The 14,139-nt window shown below is 64.4% G+C and carries 14 protein-coding genes; 6 read left to right on the forward strand and 8 right to left on the reverse strand.

Annotated features, from left to right (window positions below):
* Positions 1-126 precede the first annotated feature (126 nt).
* Positions 127-999, forward strand: a complete 873-nt coding sequence (locus ACGYK4_RS15530) for an NAD(P)-dependent oxidoreductase (protein WP_394431209.1) — start codon at positions 127-129, stop codon at positions 997-999.
* Positions 1,000-1,009: 10 nt separating this feature from the next.
* Here the strand turns inward: ACGYK4_RS15530 and ACGYK4_RS15535 are convergent, their stop codons facing one another.
* Genes ACGYK4_RS15535 through ACGYK4_RS15570 form a run of 8 tightly spaced genes read right to left on the reverse strand, consistent with a single transcriptional unit; the run spans position 1,010 to position 9,315 of the window.
* Positions 1,010-1,735: an SDR family NAD(P)-dependent oxidoreductase gene (locus ACGYK4_RS15535; protein ID WP_394431207.1), complete on the reverse strand. Its 726-nt coding sequence runs from the start codon at positions 1,733-1,735 to the stop codon at positions 1,010-1,012.
* Positions 1,732-2,514 (reverse strand): cyclase family protein, encoded by a 783-nt coding sequence (locus ACGYK4_RS15540; protein ID WP_394431205.1) that lies wholly within the window; start codon positions 2,512-2,514, stop codon positions 1,732-1,734. The genes ACGYK4_RS15535 and ACGYK4_RS15540 overlap by 4 nt, the downstream gene beginning before the upstream one ends.
* Complete coding sequence (locus ACGYK4_RS15545) at positions 2,511-3,758, reverse strand: SDR family NAD(P)-dependent oxidoreductase (RefSeq protein ID WP_394431203.1); 1,248 nt, start codon at positions 3,756-3,758, stop codon at positions 2,511-2,513. The genes ACGYK4_RS15540 and ACGYK4_RS15545 overlap by 4 nt, the downstream gene beginning before the upstream one ends.
* Positions 3,755-4,924 carry a thiolase family protein gene (locus ACGYK4_RS15550; RefSeq protein WP_394431201.1) on the reverse strand — a complete coding sequence of 390 codons (1,170 nt, stop codon included), beginning with the start codon at positions 4,922-4,924 and terminating at the stop codon, positions 3,755-3,757. Before ACGYK4_RS15550 ends, ACGYK4_RS15545 begins: the two co-directional genes overlap by 4 nt.
* Positions 4,921-6,546, reverse strand: coding sequence for an AMP-binding protein (locus ACGYK4_RS15555; RefSeq protein ID WP_394457288.1), 1,626 nt, complete (start codon positions 6,544-6,546; stop codon positions 4,921-4,923). The genes ACGYK4_RS15550 and ACGYK4_RS15555 overlap by 4 nt, the downstream gene beginning before the upstream one ends.
* Positions 6,543-7,022 (reverse strand): aromatic-ring-hydroxylating dioxygenase subunit beta, encoded by a 480-nt coding sequence (locus ACGYK4_RS15560; RefSeq protein WP_394457289.1) that lies wholly within the window; start codon positions 7,020-7,022, stop codon positions 6,543-6,545. The genes ACGYK4_RS15555 and ACGYK4_RS15560 overlap by 4 nt, the downstream gene beginning before the upstream one ends.
* Entirely contained in the window at positions 7,019-8,353 is a 1,335-nt protein-coding gene (locus ACGYK4_RS15565) for a Rieske 2Fe-2S domain-containing protein (protein ID WP_394457290.1), read from the reverse strand. The genes ACGYK4_RS15560 and ACGYK4_RS15565 overlap by 4 nt, the downstream gene beginning before the upstream one ends.
* Positions 8,354-8,364: 11 nt before the next feature.
* Positions 8,365-9,315: a PDR/VanB family oxidoreductase gene (locus ACGYK4_RS15570; RefSeq protein WP_394457291.1), complete on the reverse strand. Its 951-nt coding sequence runs from the start codon at positions 9,313-9,315 to the stop codon at positions 8,365-8,367.
* 137 nt (positions 9,316-9,452) lie between these two features.
* Between ACGYK4_RS15570 and ACGYK4_RS15575 the strand changes: the two genes are divergently transcribed.
* From ACGYK4_RS15575 to ACGYK4_RS15595, 5 genes are all read left to right on the forward strand, one after another.
* Complete coding sequence (locus ACGYK4_RS15575) at positions 9,453-9,947, forward strand: MarR family winged helix-turn-helix transcriptional regulator (RefSeq protein ID WP_067266533.1); 495 nt, start codon at positions 9,453-9,455, stop codon at positions 9,945-9,947.
* Positions 9,948-10,085: 138 nt separating this feature from the next.
* The gene (locus ACGYK4_RS15580; RefSeq protein WP_394457292.1) at positions 10,086-11,105 is read left to right on the forward strand and encodes a TRAP transporter substrate-binding protein; all 1,020 of its coding nucleotides are present in this window, start codon (positions 10,086-10,088) and stop codon (positions 11,103-11,105) included.
* Between the two features lie 58 nt (positions 11,106-11,163).
* On the forward strand, positions 11,164-11,667 hold the full coding sequence (locus tag ACGYK4_RS15585) for a TRAP transporter small permease (RefSeq protein ID WP_067266537.1): 504 nt from the start codon (positions 11,164-11,166) through the stop codon (positions 11,665-11,667).
* Complete coding sequence (locus ACGYK4_RS15590) at positions 11,664-12,977, forward strand: TRAP transporter large permease (protein WP_067266538.1); 1,314 nt, start codon at positions 11,664-11,666, stop codon at positions 12,975-12,977. The genes ACGYK4_RS15585 and ACGYK4_RS15590 overlap by 4 nt, the downstream gene beginning before the upstream one ends.
* A 94-nt stretch (positions 12,978-13,071) precedes the next feature.
* On the forward strand, positions 13,072-14,124 hold the full coding sequence (locus ACGYK4_RS15595; RefSeq protein WP_394431185.1) for a M42 family metallopeptidase: 1,053 nt from the start codon (positions 13,072-13,074) through the stop codon (positions 14,122-14,124).
* The last annotated feature ends 15 nt before the right edge of the window (positions 14,125-14,139 follow it).

The raw sequence follows: 14,139 nt of genomic DNA on the forward strand, positions 1-14,139 counted from the left end.
ATATACAAAGCCCTGTTTGGGCAAGAAAATCCGGCCCTGCCGCGTTGCACCGTGCTGGGTGGATCGCTAGAACTTTCCCCAAGGGAACCGCGCGCAGGGGTGGCGGTGGCAAGCGAAGGAAAATCCATGAAAATCGGTATGATCGGTGTCGGCCTGATGGGCCACGGAATTGCCCGCAATGTAATGCGGCGCGGGGGATTTGCGCTTGGCTATTTCGACCACCCCGGCAACCAGCCGACCGATGAGTTGGACGGGCTGGGGGCTACGGCTTTCGACAGTCTGAGCGATCTGGCCGCCGCCTCCGATGTGATCATCCTCTGCGTTACCGGCTCGCCGCAGGTCGAAGGGATCCTGACCGGAGAGGGCGGCGTCATCGCGGGGCTGAAACCGGGTGCTGTGGTCGTCGATTGCTCAACCTCCCTGCCCGCCTCAACGTTGAAGATGGCCGAGGCGGTGAAGGCGGCGGGGGGCGATTTCGTCGATGCGCCGATGACCCGCACGGCGCAGTTTGCCCATGAGGGGAAGTTGAACCTGCTCGTCGGCGGTGACGCGGCCACGGTCGAAAAGGTCTCTCCGGTGCTCGCGGCCTTTACCGAAGAGGTCAAACATGTGGGCGCGGTCAGCGCGGGCCATCGGCTGAAGCTGCTGCACAACTATGTCTCGGTCGGCTTCATGTCTCTGCTGGCCGAGGCGGCTGCGCAATCGGCAGATGCGGGGATCGATCCGCAGAGCTTCGTGGATGTCTTGGCGGGCGGCGGCGGTGCCAGTGTCGCGCTTGATCGGCTGTCGCCCTTCATCACCAGCGGCGACCGCGAGGCGCTGCCCTTCGCGATCAGCAACGCGCTGAAGGACTTCGACTATTACCGCCAGATGTCCGCCCAAGCGGGCGCGCAAGTCGAGATTGCCGATGGGGTCTATCGCGCCCTTTCCAACGTCGTCGAAAAGGGCGCGGGCGATGCCTATGTCCCTGAATTGGTGCAACATTTCCGCAAGGGTTAAGCCCGAGGGGTCAGAGCGTCAGCGTCCCGATGCTCGACCCGCCGCAGACGAAAAGCGTCTGGCCAGTGACGAAACTACTGGCCGGGTCGCAGAAGAAGAGGAAGGCGTTGGTCACGTCCTCCACCTGTCCTAACCGCCCCACGGGGATGCGCTTGGCCAACTCTGCTTCGCGTTCGCTTTCTTTCGGGATGATGCCCCAGAAATTATCCGTTTGCACCGGGCCGGGGGCCACGACGTTGACGGTGATCCCATACGGCGCAAGCTCCAGCGCCCATGTGCGCGCCATGCCGATCATCCCGGCTTTCGAGGCCGAATAGGCGGTGCGCGTTGGCGCGCCTAGGGCCGCGCGGGAGGCGTTGAACATCACTCGGCCAAAGCCGCGTTTTTTCATCGCGGGCAAGAAGGCTTGCAGCAGCGTCAGGGCCGAGCCGAGGTGCAGTTGCGCAAGGCCGGTGATGTCTTCGGGCTTGGCCTCTTCAACCAGATTGGGCCAGATCAGCCCCGCGTTATGCACCAGATGGGTCACCTCATGGCGCGCGGCGATGTCAGCGGCAACGGCGGCGACGGAGGCGGGGTCGAGCAGGTCGGTTTCGATATGCTCGCAGCCCTCCGCCTCCCACTCCGGCTTGCCCCGCGCGATCGAGATCACGCGATAGCCTCGCCCCAGCAACCGCTGCGCGAGATCGGCGCCAATACCCTTGCTGCCCCCGGTGATGACGGCGGTGTACTCGGTCATGGCCTCTCTCCCGGTATCAGTGCCAGCACCCGCAAGGGGCTGCCGGTGCCGCCTTTGATCTTAAGCGGCGGTGCGATCAGCATGGCCCCGGTGGGCGGCAGTTGGTCGAGGTTGCACAGGCATTGCAGCCCGTATTTCCCCGCCCCATGCAGCAGGTAATGCGCGGGGAAGGGCGGGTCGTAATGCATCCCCTGCCCCGCGTCAGTGCCGACCGTTTCCGTGCCAAAGCCGCGAATGCCACGCTCTAGCAGCAGTTCGATGGCGGCGGGAGTGGGGCCGGGCGAATGGGCGCCATCCTCGCGCATGTTGAGGTAATCCGCGCCGCTGCGTTTCGACCAATCGGTGCGCATCAACACCCAAACGTCGGCGGGGATCGGCCCGTGCTGGGCCTCCCAATCGCGGATGATCTCGGGCGTCAGTTCGAAGTCGTCGTTCTGCGCCGCCCCCGCCGAGCAGTCGATCACCACGACCGGGCCGATGAAGGCTTCGGGCGGGATTTCATCCACCGCGCCATGGGCCACGTCCTTGCCCGAGACCCAGTGAATGGGCGCGTCGAAATGGGTGCCGGTGTGTTCGTTCAGCGTGAGGTTATGCCACTTCCACGCCGGGCCGCGTTGATCATAGGCTGAGACTTCCTCCATCCGAAACCGCGCACATTGGCCGAACTCTGGCGGCAGGACGATGACCGGGAAGTCCGGGTCGAGCCGATGGGTCAGATCGACGACCTTTGCGGCACCGCTTGCCAGTGCTTCGGCCAGTGTCATGATTGCATCGCTCATGCGCCGCCCCCTCGCGTTTCGCGTTCCATCAAGGCCGGATCGTCCAGCCAGCGGGCCAGCGCGTCCTTGGCCACGTCACCGCATGCGACCTCTTCCAACCCGTCGACCAGCCCGCTCACCACGGTCCGCGCCAGTGCGCGGGGGGAGACTTTGGGCGGCGGCAGGGGTTGGCGCCATTCGTCATCGACGGGGCCGGTGTAGACATTCATCACCCGCAGCCCTGCCCGGGCAAACTCCGCCCGCATCGTCTGGCTGAGCGACCGCGCCGCCGCTTGTGAGGCATCGAAACCACCGAACCCCGCCTCTGGGGCCAAGGCCCCGACCGAGAGGAGATTGATCCAAGCCACCGCGGCATTAGCCCCATCCGCCGTGCGCGCGGCCATCGCGGGGCCAAAGCCCTGCGCCAATCGCATCAGGCCCAGCACATTGGTCTCCATCCCCTCGCGGGCAAAGACAGTGTCACTGCCGAGCACCCCGCCGGGGCGGATGAATTGGGCGGTGTTGATCAGGATGTCGACCTTGCCACCGATCTCAGCCGCGAGGCGCGAGACGGAGGCCCCATCGGTGACATCGAGCGGCATGAGGCTGACGCTCTCCATCCCCTCGAAGGCCGCGCGGCCTTCCCATCGGCGCCAATGTTCCGGCTCCCCCAGGAATATCTTCGCCGCACCTGCGCTCAGGAGCGCTTGGGCCAGCGGCAGGGCCAAGGGCGAGCGGGCATCGGTGATCAACACCCGCCGATGTTTCGGATCGCTCGACATTTCGCGGAGCATCGGATCGTCTTGCATCAATTCGCTTCCCTCTCGCGGCAGGGCCACCATGACCCCCTGCCCGGCCCGGTCCAGTTTCAACGCCAGCCGCACGGCATCACCGCGCTCGACCTCGCCATGCAGATGGCACACGGCCACCGGCCCTGCGGCCAGTTGCACCGTGCCGATGCGCCACGGCAACCGCTCACGAAAATACGGGTCGGGCGAGACGCGGATCGTGGTTTCGGCCAAGGCTTCGCCCGCGCGGTCCGTCTCGCGCCAGTCCAGCGCGACGGACAGGCATTTGCAGCAGGCATCGCGCGGGGGGTATTGCACCGCCCCACAATCGGCGCAGTGTTGCAAGGCGAAGGTGCCACGCCCGGCGGCGATGGCAAGGCCGAGGGCCGCTCGCGACCGCTGCGCGGGCGGCAGCGTCGGCACCCTGCTGCGCTTTTGCGGGTTCTTCTTTCGGGGCGGGGTCAATGGGTCGGTCATGGCGCGCCCCCTTCGATGATCGCCGCGGCAGAACAGACGCCCCGGTCATAGTTGATCATACCAAAGCCCGAGACCAAGGCCCGCCGGGCGTTGGCAACCTGTGTGGCCTCGGCCTTCCCCGTCACCTGCCGGATCGCCTCGACCAGCCCCAGATAGCCGCCCGCGGCCCCGGCTTGGCCGACCGACAACTGCCCGCCCGAGGTGTTGTGGGGGAAATCGCCGTGGATCGTCAGATCCCGCCGCCGGGTAAAGGCGGCCCCCTCCCCCTTGGCGCAGAACCCGAGGTCTTCGAACTGCATCATCGAGATCACCGGGTAGTCGTCATAGGTTTGCAGCAGATCGATCCCCTCAGGCCCATGGCCCGCCATCTCGTAGAGCTCACCGATATCCACGCCCCAGCCGCCGCGCAGTTGCATCGGATCTTCGGGGTAGGCGTTGTGTCGCTCGATGGTGCCGCTGATCCGCGCGAAGGGCAGGTCGCGCCGCAGGGCTTCATCCTCGCGCATGACCAAAAACGCCTCGGCCCCGGCGCAGGGCATCACGCAGTCGAATAGCGCGATGGGGTCCGAGATCATGCGCGCATTCAGGTATTGGTCAAGCGTCAGCGGGGTTTTCATCAGCGCATCGGGATAGCAGAGCGCATTGGCGCGTTGCGCCACGGCGATTTTGCCAAAGTCCTCTCGCGTGGCGCCGAATTCCTGCATGTAGCGGTCCATCAGCAGGGCGAAACTCGCGTTCGGGCCGCCGAAACCATAGGGAAAGGTCGCATCCATCGAAAAGCGCGAAAAGCCGCTGAGCAGGCTGCGAAAGCTGTCGATCCGGTTCGCGTCCCCCGCCACGCAGGCCACCACATCCACATCGCCCGCCTGCACCGCCCGCGCAGCGCGGCGCAGCGCGATGACCCCGCTGGCCCCGCCCGTCGGCACGGTATCGAGCCACCGCGGGCTGAGCCCCAAATGCTGGGTCAACCCGACCGGCGTGTCCGGCGCGAGCGAGAAGCTGGAGACCGAGAACCCGTCCAGTTCGCCCGGCGCGATCCCAGCCTTGCCCAGCATCGCGCGCAGCGCGCGGGCGATCCACCAATGGGCGGTCTCATTGCTGTAGCGCGCATAGGGCACCGAGGTGGGCACCGCGATGACGACGCCGTCATAGCCCCTGCGTCTCATGCTGCCGTCCGTTTCTTTAGCCCGCGCAGGTCTTGCGTGGCGGGATCGTCCAGCAGGTCGGCGGCCAGCATTTTCAGCACCCCGCGTTGGAGTTTCTGCGTCGCCGTCAGCGGCAGCGCCTCGACAAAGGCGATGAAGCCGGGGGCTTTGTAATAGGCAAGTTGGGTCAGGCACCATTCGGTGATTTCACGGGCCAAGACGGCAGGGTCGGCACCGGCGTCCTTCGGCACGATACAGGCGAAAACCTCATCCCCGCGCACCGCGTCAGGCACGGCGGCCACGGCGGCGCTGGCCACGGCGGGGTGGCGCATCAGGGTCGATTCCACCTCGACCGCCGCGATGTTCTCGCCCGAGCGGCGGATCACGTTTTTCTTGCGGTCGACGAAATACATCGCCCCATCCGGCGCGCGGCGCACGATGTCGCCGGTGTGGAACCAACCGCCCGCCCAAGCCTCATCCGTGGCTTCGGTATTTTTGAAGTAGCCCGCAAAGAACCCACGCCGCGGGTCGGCACCGGCGCGGCGCACCAGCAATTCGCCCTGATCGGCCTCTTCCCCGGCATCGTTGAGCAGCCGGACCTCCAGCCCCCCTTCGGGCGCGCCGAGGCAGCTTTCGCCCACGCGGCGCGGTTCGCGGTTGGCGCAGATCACCGCGCCCGCGCCGGTTTCGGTCATGGCCCAAGCCTCAACCAATGGAAAACCGAAACGCGCCTCGAAGGCGGCGTGCAATTTCGGGTCCACCCCCGCGCCGAAGCCAAAGCGCACGGCATGGTCGCGGTCAGCTTCGCTTGCCTCGGCCCCCATGAGCATCGACGGCATCACGCCGAGGTAGTGCAGACAGGTCGCCTCCGAGGCCCGGACCGAGGACCACCAACTGCGGGGGTGGAAGCGGTCAAGCGCGGTCAGGCAGCCGCCCACTGCGATCATCGCCATGAAGGAATAGGCCATCGCGTTCATGTGGAAGATCGGCAGGGGCGTGATCATGCGCTCGCCGTCTTGCGAGAGGGCGCAAAGCCCGCCGGTGTCGGCGTACCAGCGTCCGGCATCTAGGAAATAGGTGTTGGTCAGAATGCAGCCTTTGGGCTGACCGGTGGTGCCCGAGGTGTAGAGCAGTGCCGCCTCAGCCTCCTCCGCCCCCCCTTGCCGTGCCGCGATGGTCTCACGCGTCGCGGGGGCGGGCAAGGGATCCTCCGGTGCGATTACCGACATGTCGCGCCCGACTTGCCGTCCCGCCGCGCGCAAGTCCTCGCCGCGCGCAGGGATCGCCACGGCCAAGACCGGTTCGGCATGGTCGATCATATAGCTCAGCTCTGCCGCACGCAGATCGGGGTTCACCGGCACGACCGACAGGCCCAGTCCATTCAGCGCCAGCCACCAGAGGAAGAAGGCCGGGCGGTTCTCCATCAGCAGCATCACGCGCTGCCCGGGCAGATAGCCCGCCGCCGAAATGCGCTTGCGCAGGGCGGCAACCTCGCGCGCGGCTTCGGCATAACTCACCTCCCCCGCCGCGATGCCGTAGATGTCCGCCGTTTCCGGCAGGACATTCAGGAAACCCCGTTCGGGGTGCCGCGCGGCGGTGTCTTCAAAGGCCGCGTAGACCGTCTCAGTCTCTGCCCCGATCATGGCAGCAACTGGATGTTGCGGAAAGCCGCGTCGCAATTCACGATATCGACCCGTTTGTTAGCAATGCGCAGACGCCCCTCGACCAGCGCCAGCTCATGCCGCGCGGTGACGGCGAGCAACTGTTGCTCGTCCAGCCGCGTCTCGACGTAGTGCATGAAGGTGGTCGTGACGAAACGCCCGGCCTCCGCGTCCATCTCATCCACGAAAGGCCGTTGGATCACATGGTGGCAGCGGCTCTTGGGCTTTTGGCTGAAGGTGCGCGCGCCGTTCAGACGTTCGACGCGCAGCTTGAGCATGAACATATCTTCATACATCAACGAGGTCTCGTTGATCGGGTCTTGCTGTTGATAGTCCAACGGCATCCAATAGTGCCCATCCGGCAGCCAGAGGTCGAGCCATTCGGTATAGCGCCCCTCATCCAACATGCGCACTTCGTCATAGATGAAGTCGATCAGGCTTTCGCGCGTCACACTCATTCCGCCGCCTCCGTCTTTTGGCCCATGGTCATGAACTTGACCCATGCGTGGAATTGGTTGCGCATCTGGCGTTCGGTGGTGCCGTTCTCGACCGCTTCGACCTCGAAGTCTTCATCCTCTTCGATCAGGCGCTGGATGTTCACCCATTCCAGCCGGTCAACCATCAGCCCTTCCTGCGCGCGTTCGTACATTTCCAGATCGTCATGGCCGACGATGGAGGTGGGCGCGTTGATCATGCGGTTGTACATCGCGGTGCGGGCGGTCAGCTCATCGGGCGCGTCGACAAGGCGGTAGATGTAGCTTTCCACCACGGTCCGGTCGGCGGCGATGGGGATGAAGACCCGCAATTGCTGGATCGGCCCCTTGATCATGATGTTGGGGAAATAGACCGTGTTGTGGCGGTTCTCATCGAGGATCGCCTTGGCCTTCTCCTCTCCGTAGCTGTCGCAGAGCGCTTCGAAATAACCGGGGATGGCGGAATAATCCGAGTGGATAGAGTGGTTTACGCCTGTGTGCCCGTGCCCGTTGGGCCATGTGCGGATGCCCATGCCTTCGAAGAAATCGTAAGGCGACATGAAGGGGGCGATGATCTCCATCGCGGGGGGTTTGGGCGCGTCCTCGGGCAGGCCCAGCTCTTCGTAGAGCTTCACCGCTGTCCCGGCAGAGCTTTCATGCGCCACCATCGGGTGACAGGTGTCGGTCTGGTTTTCGACCAGCATCTTCCAGTTGCAATGATGCATGTAGCGCAGCGGCGGGCCGACCACTTCGAGCCGTCCGGCGGGGGAGCGGTCAACCATATTGTCGAGCGAGGACAGGCTTTCGCCAAAGAACTCTTCGAAGCTCATCCCCTCGTCGGCCAGCCGCGCAAAGATGAAACCACGGTAGTTCTTCACATCCCCGACGCTGCGCATCCCCTTGCCGCTGTCGGTCTCTTCCAGCCCGGTGTTCTGGTAGCCCTTCTTGAGCGGGATCGCCAAGAGGCAGCCATCGGTCTTGAAGCTCCATGCGTGATAGGGACAGCGGAAGAACTTGCCGGTATTGCCCTGCCGGTCGATCACGATCTTAGTGCCCTTATGGGGGCAGCGGTTCAGCAGCACATAGATCTCGCCCGTCGAATGGCGCACCTGAATGACGGGTTGGGTGCCGATGTGGGTGCTGAAATAATCGCCCTTATTCGGGGTCTGGCTTTCATGGCCGACAAAGACCCAAGCATTGGCGAAGAGATGCTTCATCTCCTGCTGGAACACCTCTGGGTCGGTGTAGATATCGCGGTGTACCTGATGTGGCTGCACGAGGGCGGCCAAGGCCGCCGGGCTGTCGTAACGTCCCATGAGTTCCTCCCTCAGATGTCGAGCACAAGGCGCGGAGATTTCGCGCGGCTGACGCAGATTTGCATGACATTGCCTGCCGCGCGCTCGGCCTCGGACAGGACAACGTCGCGGTGATCTGGCGTGCCGCTGAGCACATCGCATTGGCAGATGCCGCAGTCGCCGCGCTGGCAGTCGTACATGACATCGACACCGCCCGCCTCCAGCACGTCGATGATCGACTGGCCGGGGGGGATGGTGAAAACCTCCCCGCTTGAGGCGACTTCTACCTCGAAGGCACTGTCGCCCTCTTGCTCCTGTGGCGCGTCGAAGAGTTCGAAATGGATGCGCTCGGCGGCGATGCCCGCGGCCTCGGCCTTTGCCTTGGTCGCGTCGATCAACCCTTTAGGCCCACAGACATAGAGATGCGCTTGGACCCCGAGGCTGTCGATCACCGCGCCGAGGTCCAGCGCCGTGGCGTCATCATCGCAATGCAGATGCAGCGCATCGCCGAAATTGTCGCGCAGGGCATCGCGATAGGCCATGACGGGCGCGCTGCGGCCCGTATAGTGAAAGGTGAAGTCCTGCCCCGCGGCCTTGAGCGTCGCCGCCATCGAGATCATCGGCGTGATGCCAATCCCCCCCGCCAGCAGCACGGCGGGCGCGTCCGGGGACAGGGGGAAATCGTTCTTCGGCGCGGCGCAGGTGATTTCGGCCCCCGGTTTCAGCCCGTGCATATGGGTCGAGCCGCCCTTGCCCTCGGGCTCACGCTGAACGGCGATGCGGTAGCTTTCGGGGGCCTTGGGGATCGGATCGAAGGTTATCAGGGAATAGGCGCGGCTGTCGCCATCGGGCAGATCGAAAAGCACATGCGCCCCGGCATCCCAGTTCGGCAACGGGCTGCTGTCGGCGGCTTCAATCTCGAATTCGCTGATGCGGTCGGTCAGCGCTGTGACCCTGCGCACAATGGCGTTGATCTTCGACATGTGATGTCCTCCCCTGCCAAACAATATGATTTTTCATATAGTTTCGGTCAAGGGTTTTCTTGCCAAGCGCGAATTTGCCCGCCATTTAGAGAGGCCGAGGCGCAAGGAGCCCTCTTTCCATCAAAGGGTTAACTGGTGTGACGCAGCAAAAGACCGATGCAACCGCCCAAAAGGAGACGGGACAGGAGGGGGGATTCGTCTCGGATTACCTGCTGTATCTCTTGGCGGCGGCCAGCGATGTGGCAAGCGCGCAGTTCCACGCGCAGGTGCGCAAAGCGGGGCTGCGGGTGCCGGAATGGCGCGTGTTGGCCTGCCTGTCGGACACCGATGGCGCGATGATCACGCAACTCGCGCGCCGGGCGCTGGCCGAACAATCCCGCCTCACGCGGATCATCGCCCAGATGGAAGAACGCGGCCTGCTGCTTCGCCGCAGCGACCCTGCCGATGGCCGCCGCGTGCGGGTGTATCTGACCGACGCGGGCCGCGCGCTTGCCGCCGAACTGGTGCCGCAAGCGCGCCGCCATGAGGCGGCCTTGATGGAAATGCTGAAGGGCAATGAGGGGGCACAGTTGAAGCCCGCGCTGAAATCGCTCCTCGCCGCTTTGGATGACACGGGCGATCTTCGCGGCTGATCAGCGCCCTTGCCCCGGGCGCAAAAAATGGTTCCAATCGTGCTGTAAATGTGAATACATGAAAAAGCATATACTTGGCGATACGGGTTTGGGAGAACCCCGCCAAGGCATATCGAACGGTATGGGGAGGAGCCCAAAATGACCAAATTCACCAAGTTTCTCACGACGAGTGCGCTTGCGCTCTGCACCGCGACCGGCGCTTTCGCCGCCGAGACGCTGACCATTTCCACATGGCTGCCGCCAAGCCACCCGGTCAACACCGGCATGTTCACCCAGTTGACCGACATGATGGCCGAGGCGAGCGACGGGTTGATCGAAACCGAACTGAAAAACGGCCTTGCCCCGCCGCCCGCGCAGATGGACCTGCTGCTGGACGGGGCCGCCGATATCGCCATTCTGTTCCACGGCTACACGCCCGGTCGTTTCGTCGGGACGAAACTGGTCGAAATCCCCGGCTACGAAGGCAACGCCGAGGCCGCATCGGTCGCCCATTGGCGCGTGCATGAGGCGATGCTGTCTGAATTGGACGAGCACCGCGGCGTGAAGGTGATCGCGCTCACAACCCACGGCCCCGGGCAAATCCACTCCAACAAAGAGGTGAACAACCTCGACGATCTGCAAGGGCTGAAAACCCGCCTCGGCGGTGGTGTCTCGGCGGATGTGGGGGCGGAGCTTGGTCTTGTCGGCATTCAGGTGCCCGCGCCCAAGGTCTACGAGACGCTCGATTCCGGCGCCGCCGATGCGGTGGCGATGAACATGGGCGAGCGGATCAGCTTCAAGCTGAACGAAGTGGCCAAGAACGTCTATGAGATGCCCGGCGGGTTCTACCGCGGTTCCTTCTCGGTCATCATGAGCCAAGAGACCTTCGACAGCCTGCCCGAAGACGTGCAGCAAAAGCTCGACAGCGAAGTCTTTGGCGAGACGGCGAGCCGCATGATGGGTGCCGTTTGGGACCAGAGCGACGTCGACGCGCGTGAGGCGACCGAGGCCGCGGGCGACAACAAGATCGTCACCGCCTCCGAAGAGGATCAGGCCCGCTTTGCCGAGATGGCCGCCAAGGTGCGCGACAAGGTAATCGCAGAGCTCGACGAGGCCGGTGTCGATGGGCAGGCCGCCTATGAGATGATGCGTGAGGAAATGGCGAACGCCAACCAATAACCCCCACCGCCAAAGGGGCCGGGCGCACAGGCGGTCGGCCCCCAGCTAGGGAACCGCCATGCGCAGTTTAATCCGCCTAACCACCGCCCTCTCGGCCCTGCCGATGACGATGGCCTCACTCGCGCTATTCGCGCTGATGGTGCTGACCTTTGCCGATGTCATCATGCGGTCGGTCTTCAACGCGCCCATCGAAGCTGCGACCGAGCTGATCCGCATCGGCATCGCGCTGATCGTTTTCTCTGCCTTGCCGGTCCTGTCGGGCCGCGAGGGGCATATCGCCGCCGATCTTTTGGACCGCCCCTTTGAAAACTGGGGGCTGCAACGCTGGCGCGACGGGCTGGTGACGCTGGGGTGCGGGGTGATGCTGTGGTTTCCGGCAGGGCGGGTCGTCGACCTCGCCTACCGCGCGCTGAGCTATGGCGACGTGACCGAATATCTTGAAATCCCGACTTTCTACATCGGCATGTTCATCGCGGTGATGACCTATCTCACCGCCGTTGTGCTGATCCTGCGCGGGCTTCTGCGACTCTTTGCGCCGCAACTTCTGGACCCTGCCACATGATCGCCTCTGCCATCGGCTTTGCCGCCGTTTTCGTCCTCGTCTTGCTGCGCTTGCCGATTGCCTTTGCCATGGGCCTCGTCGGGATGATCGGGCTGGTCTATGAGACCAGCTACCGCGCGTCGATCTCCATGGTGTCGCGGCTGATCATCGACACCAGCCAAGACTACGGGCTGTCGGTGATCCCGCTCTTCATCCTGATGGGGCTTTTCGTCAACAAAGGCGGGATCAGCCGCGAGCTTTACCAAGTCTCTAACGCCTTTTTGGGCCACTTCCGGGGCGGTCTGGCGATGGCCACCATCGTCGCTTGCGGGGGCTTCGCGGCGATCTGCGGCTCATCGCTTGCCACCGCCGCCACGATGTCCAAGGTCGCCATGCCGGAGATGCGCAAATACGGCTATTCCGACAGCCTCTCGACCGCCTCCATCGCCGCCGGGGGCACGCTCGGCATCCTGATCCCGCCGTCGGTAATCCTCGTGATCTATGGCTTGCTGACCGAGACCTCCATCGGCGCGCTGTTCATCGCGGGCATCGTGCCGGGGGCGCTTGGCATCCTGCTCTATCTCTGCGCGGTGCGCTTTTCCGTTGCCATGAACCCCGAGGCCGGCCCCGCCGGCCCCCGTGCGACTTGGGGCGAGCGGCTGCGCGCGCTCAATCACGTCTGGTCGGTGCTGGCGCTTTTTGCGCTGGTCATCGGCGGGCTCTATGGGGTCTTGGACTTCTGGCCGATCCACCTCGCCTTCTCCCCGACCGAGGCCGCGGGCATGGGGGCGGCGGGGGCCTTCCTCATCGCTTGGGCGCGCGGCGGGCTGAGCTGGCGCGGCCTGCGTGAGGTGCTGGAGGAGACCACGCTCACCTCCGCCTCGCTCTTCTCGGTGCTGATCGGGGCGTGGATCTTCTCCAACTTCGTGAACCTCGCGGGGCTGCCCGAAGGGCTGCTGGCCACCGTCACCGCGCTCGACCTTGGCCCTTGGGTGGTGATGGGTCTGATCCTTCTGATCTACATCGCGCTCGGCTGCATTTTCGAGAGCATGTCGATGCTGCTGCTGACGGTGCCGATCTTCTTCCCGCTGGTCACGAGCCTTGGCTTCGATCCGGTGTGGTTCGGCATCATCGTCGTCGTCGTGACCGAGATCAGCCTGATCACCCCGCCCGTCGGCCTCAACGTCTTTGTCCTCAAAGGCGTGGTCGGCGATGTTTCCACCGGCACGATCTTTCGCGGCGTCACCCCGTTCTGGCTCGTCGATATCCTGCGGCTGATCCTGCTGCTCGTCTTCCCCGCGCTGGTGCTGTTCCTGCCGGGTCAGATGTAGCCCCCTGCCCTCTCAGCCTCATCGCGCCGCGCCTGTTTGCACTTCGGCAGGCGCGGCGCGATAGTGCGGCCAAATCACCAAGGATGAGGCCAGCATGAACATCGACCTACTCAAAGACCTTTGCGAAACCCCCGGCGTTCCGGGGCGCGAACACCGCGTGCGCGATCTGATCACCCGTGAGATCGAAGGGCTGTTCGACCATGTGGAGACCGACGCCATGGGCTCCCTCCTCTGCCGCCGGGATGCGACGGCGGGCGATGGCAAAGCGCCCAAGATCATGCTGCTCTGCCATATGGACGAGATCGGCTTTCTGGTCAGCCATGTGTCGAAAGACGGGTTCCTCTACCTGCAGCCCGTGGGCGGTTTCGATCCGCGCAACCTTTTCTCGCGCCGGGTGCTGGTCTGCACCGATCAGGGCGATCTGAAGGGCGTGATGAACCCCGGCGGCAAGCCCATTCACATTTCCTCCCCCGAAGACCGCAAGAAGATCCCCGAAGTCTCGGAATTCTTCGTCGATCTGGGGCTCGGCGAAAAAGCAAAGGACATCGTCAAGGTCGGTGACTTCGTCGTCATGGACGAGCCTTTCCTTGAGATGGGTGAGCAGTTCGTCTCCAAAGCGCTCGACAACCGCGTGGCCTGCTGGCTCGGGATCGAGGCGATCCGCAAGCTGGCCGGCAAGGGGCGCGGCGCGGAGATTCATGTGGCCTTCACCTGTCAGGAAGAAGTCGGCCTGCGCGGGGCGCGCACGGCGGCCTATAAGGTACAACCCGACATCGGCCTTGGCATCGACACGACGCTGGCCTGTGACACGCCCGGAGTGCCGGAGCACCTCTCTACCACGCGGCTCGGCAAAGGCTTTGGCCTGCACGTCCGCGACAGCAGCTTCATCGCGGATGTGGACCTCGTGCGCGACATCGAAAAACTGGCCGAAGCCCGCGACATCCCCTTCCAACGCACCATGCTCGCCGCAGGCGGACAAGACGGTGCTGCGGCGCAGCAAGCCGCCGCTGGCGCGCGGGCTGTGGGGATCGTGGTCGGCACCCGCTATATCCACACGGTGACCGAGATGGTGTCGAAGGGAGACCTACAGGCGGCGCTGGATATCCTCGTCGCCTACCTCGAAGGCTTTGACGGCAAGACAGCCTAGAGCCCCCTGCCCCCT

Origin of the sequence: Sulfitobacter sp. 1A13368, assembly GCF_043557275.1 — a bacterium.
GTDB lineage: Bacteria > Pseudomonadota > Alphaproteobacteria > Rhodobacterales > Rhodobacteraceae > Sulfitobacter > Sulfitobacter faviae.

Coding starts and splice junctions, on each gene's coding strand:
- ACGYK4_RS15540 (WP_394431205.1), bottom strand. CDS start 2,514: ATGAGCGATGCAATCATGACACTGGCCGAAGCACTGGCAAGCGGTGCC.
- ACGYK4_RS15560 (WP_394457289.1), bottom strand. CDS start 7,022: ATGAGTGTGACGCGCGAAAGCCTGATCGACTTCATCTATGACGAAGTG.
- ACGYK4_RS15595 (WP_394431185.1), top strand. CDS start 13,072: ATGAACATCGACCTACTCAAAGACCTTTGCGAAACCCCCGGCGTTCCG.
- ACGYK4_RS15590 (WP_067266538.1), top strand. CDS start 11,664: ATGATCGCCTCTGCCATCGGCTTTGCCGCCGTTTTCGTCCTCGTCTTG.
- ACGYK4_RS15555 (WP_394457288.1), bottom strand. CDS start 6,546: ATGATCGGGGCAGAGACTGAGACGGTCTACGCGGCCTTTGAAGACACC.
- ACGYK4_RS15550 (WP_394431201.1), bottom strand. CDS start 4,924: ATGAGACGCAGGGGCTATGACGGCGTCGTCATCGCGGTGCCCACCTCG.
- ACGYK4_RS15535 (WP_394431207.1), bottom strand. CDS start 1,735: ATGACCGAGTACACCGCCGTCATCACCGGGGGCAGCAAGGGTATTGGC.
- ACGYK4_RS15570 (WP_394457291.1), bottom strand. CDS start 9,315: ATGTCGAAGATCAACGCCATTGTGCGCAGGGTCACAGCGCTGACCGAC.
- ACGYK4_RS15585 (WP_067266537.1), top strand. CDS start 11,164: ATGCGCAGTTTAATCCGCCTAACCACCGCCCTCTCGGCCCTGCCGATG.
- ACGYK4_RS15530 (WP_394431209.1), top strand. CDS start 127: ATGAAAATCGGTATGATCGGTGTCGGCCTGATGGGCCACGGAATTGCC.
- ACGYK4_RS15580 (WP_394457292.1), top strand. CDS start 10,086: ATGACCAAATTCACCAAGTTTCTCACGACGAGTGCGCTTGCGCTCTGC.
- ACGYK4_RS15565 (WP_394457290.1), bottom strand. CDS start 8,353: ATGGGACGTTACGACAGCCCGGCGGCCTTGGCCGCCCTCGTGCAGCCA.
- ACGYK4_RS15545 (WP_394431203.1), bottom strand. CDS start 3,758: ATGACCGACCCATTGACCCCGCCCCGAAAGAAGAACCCGCAAAAGCGC.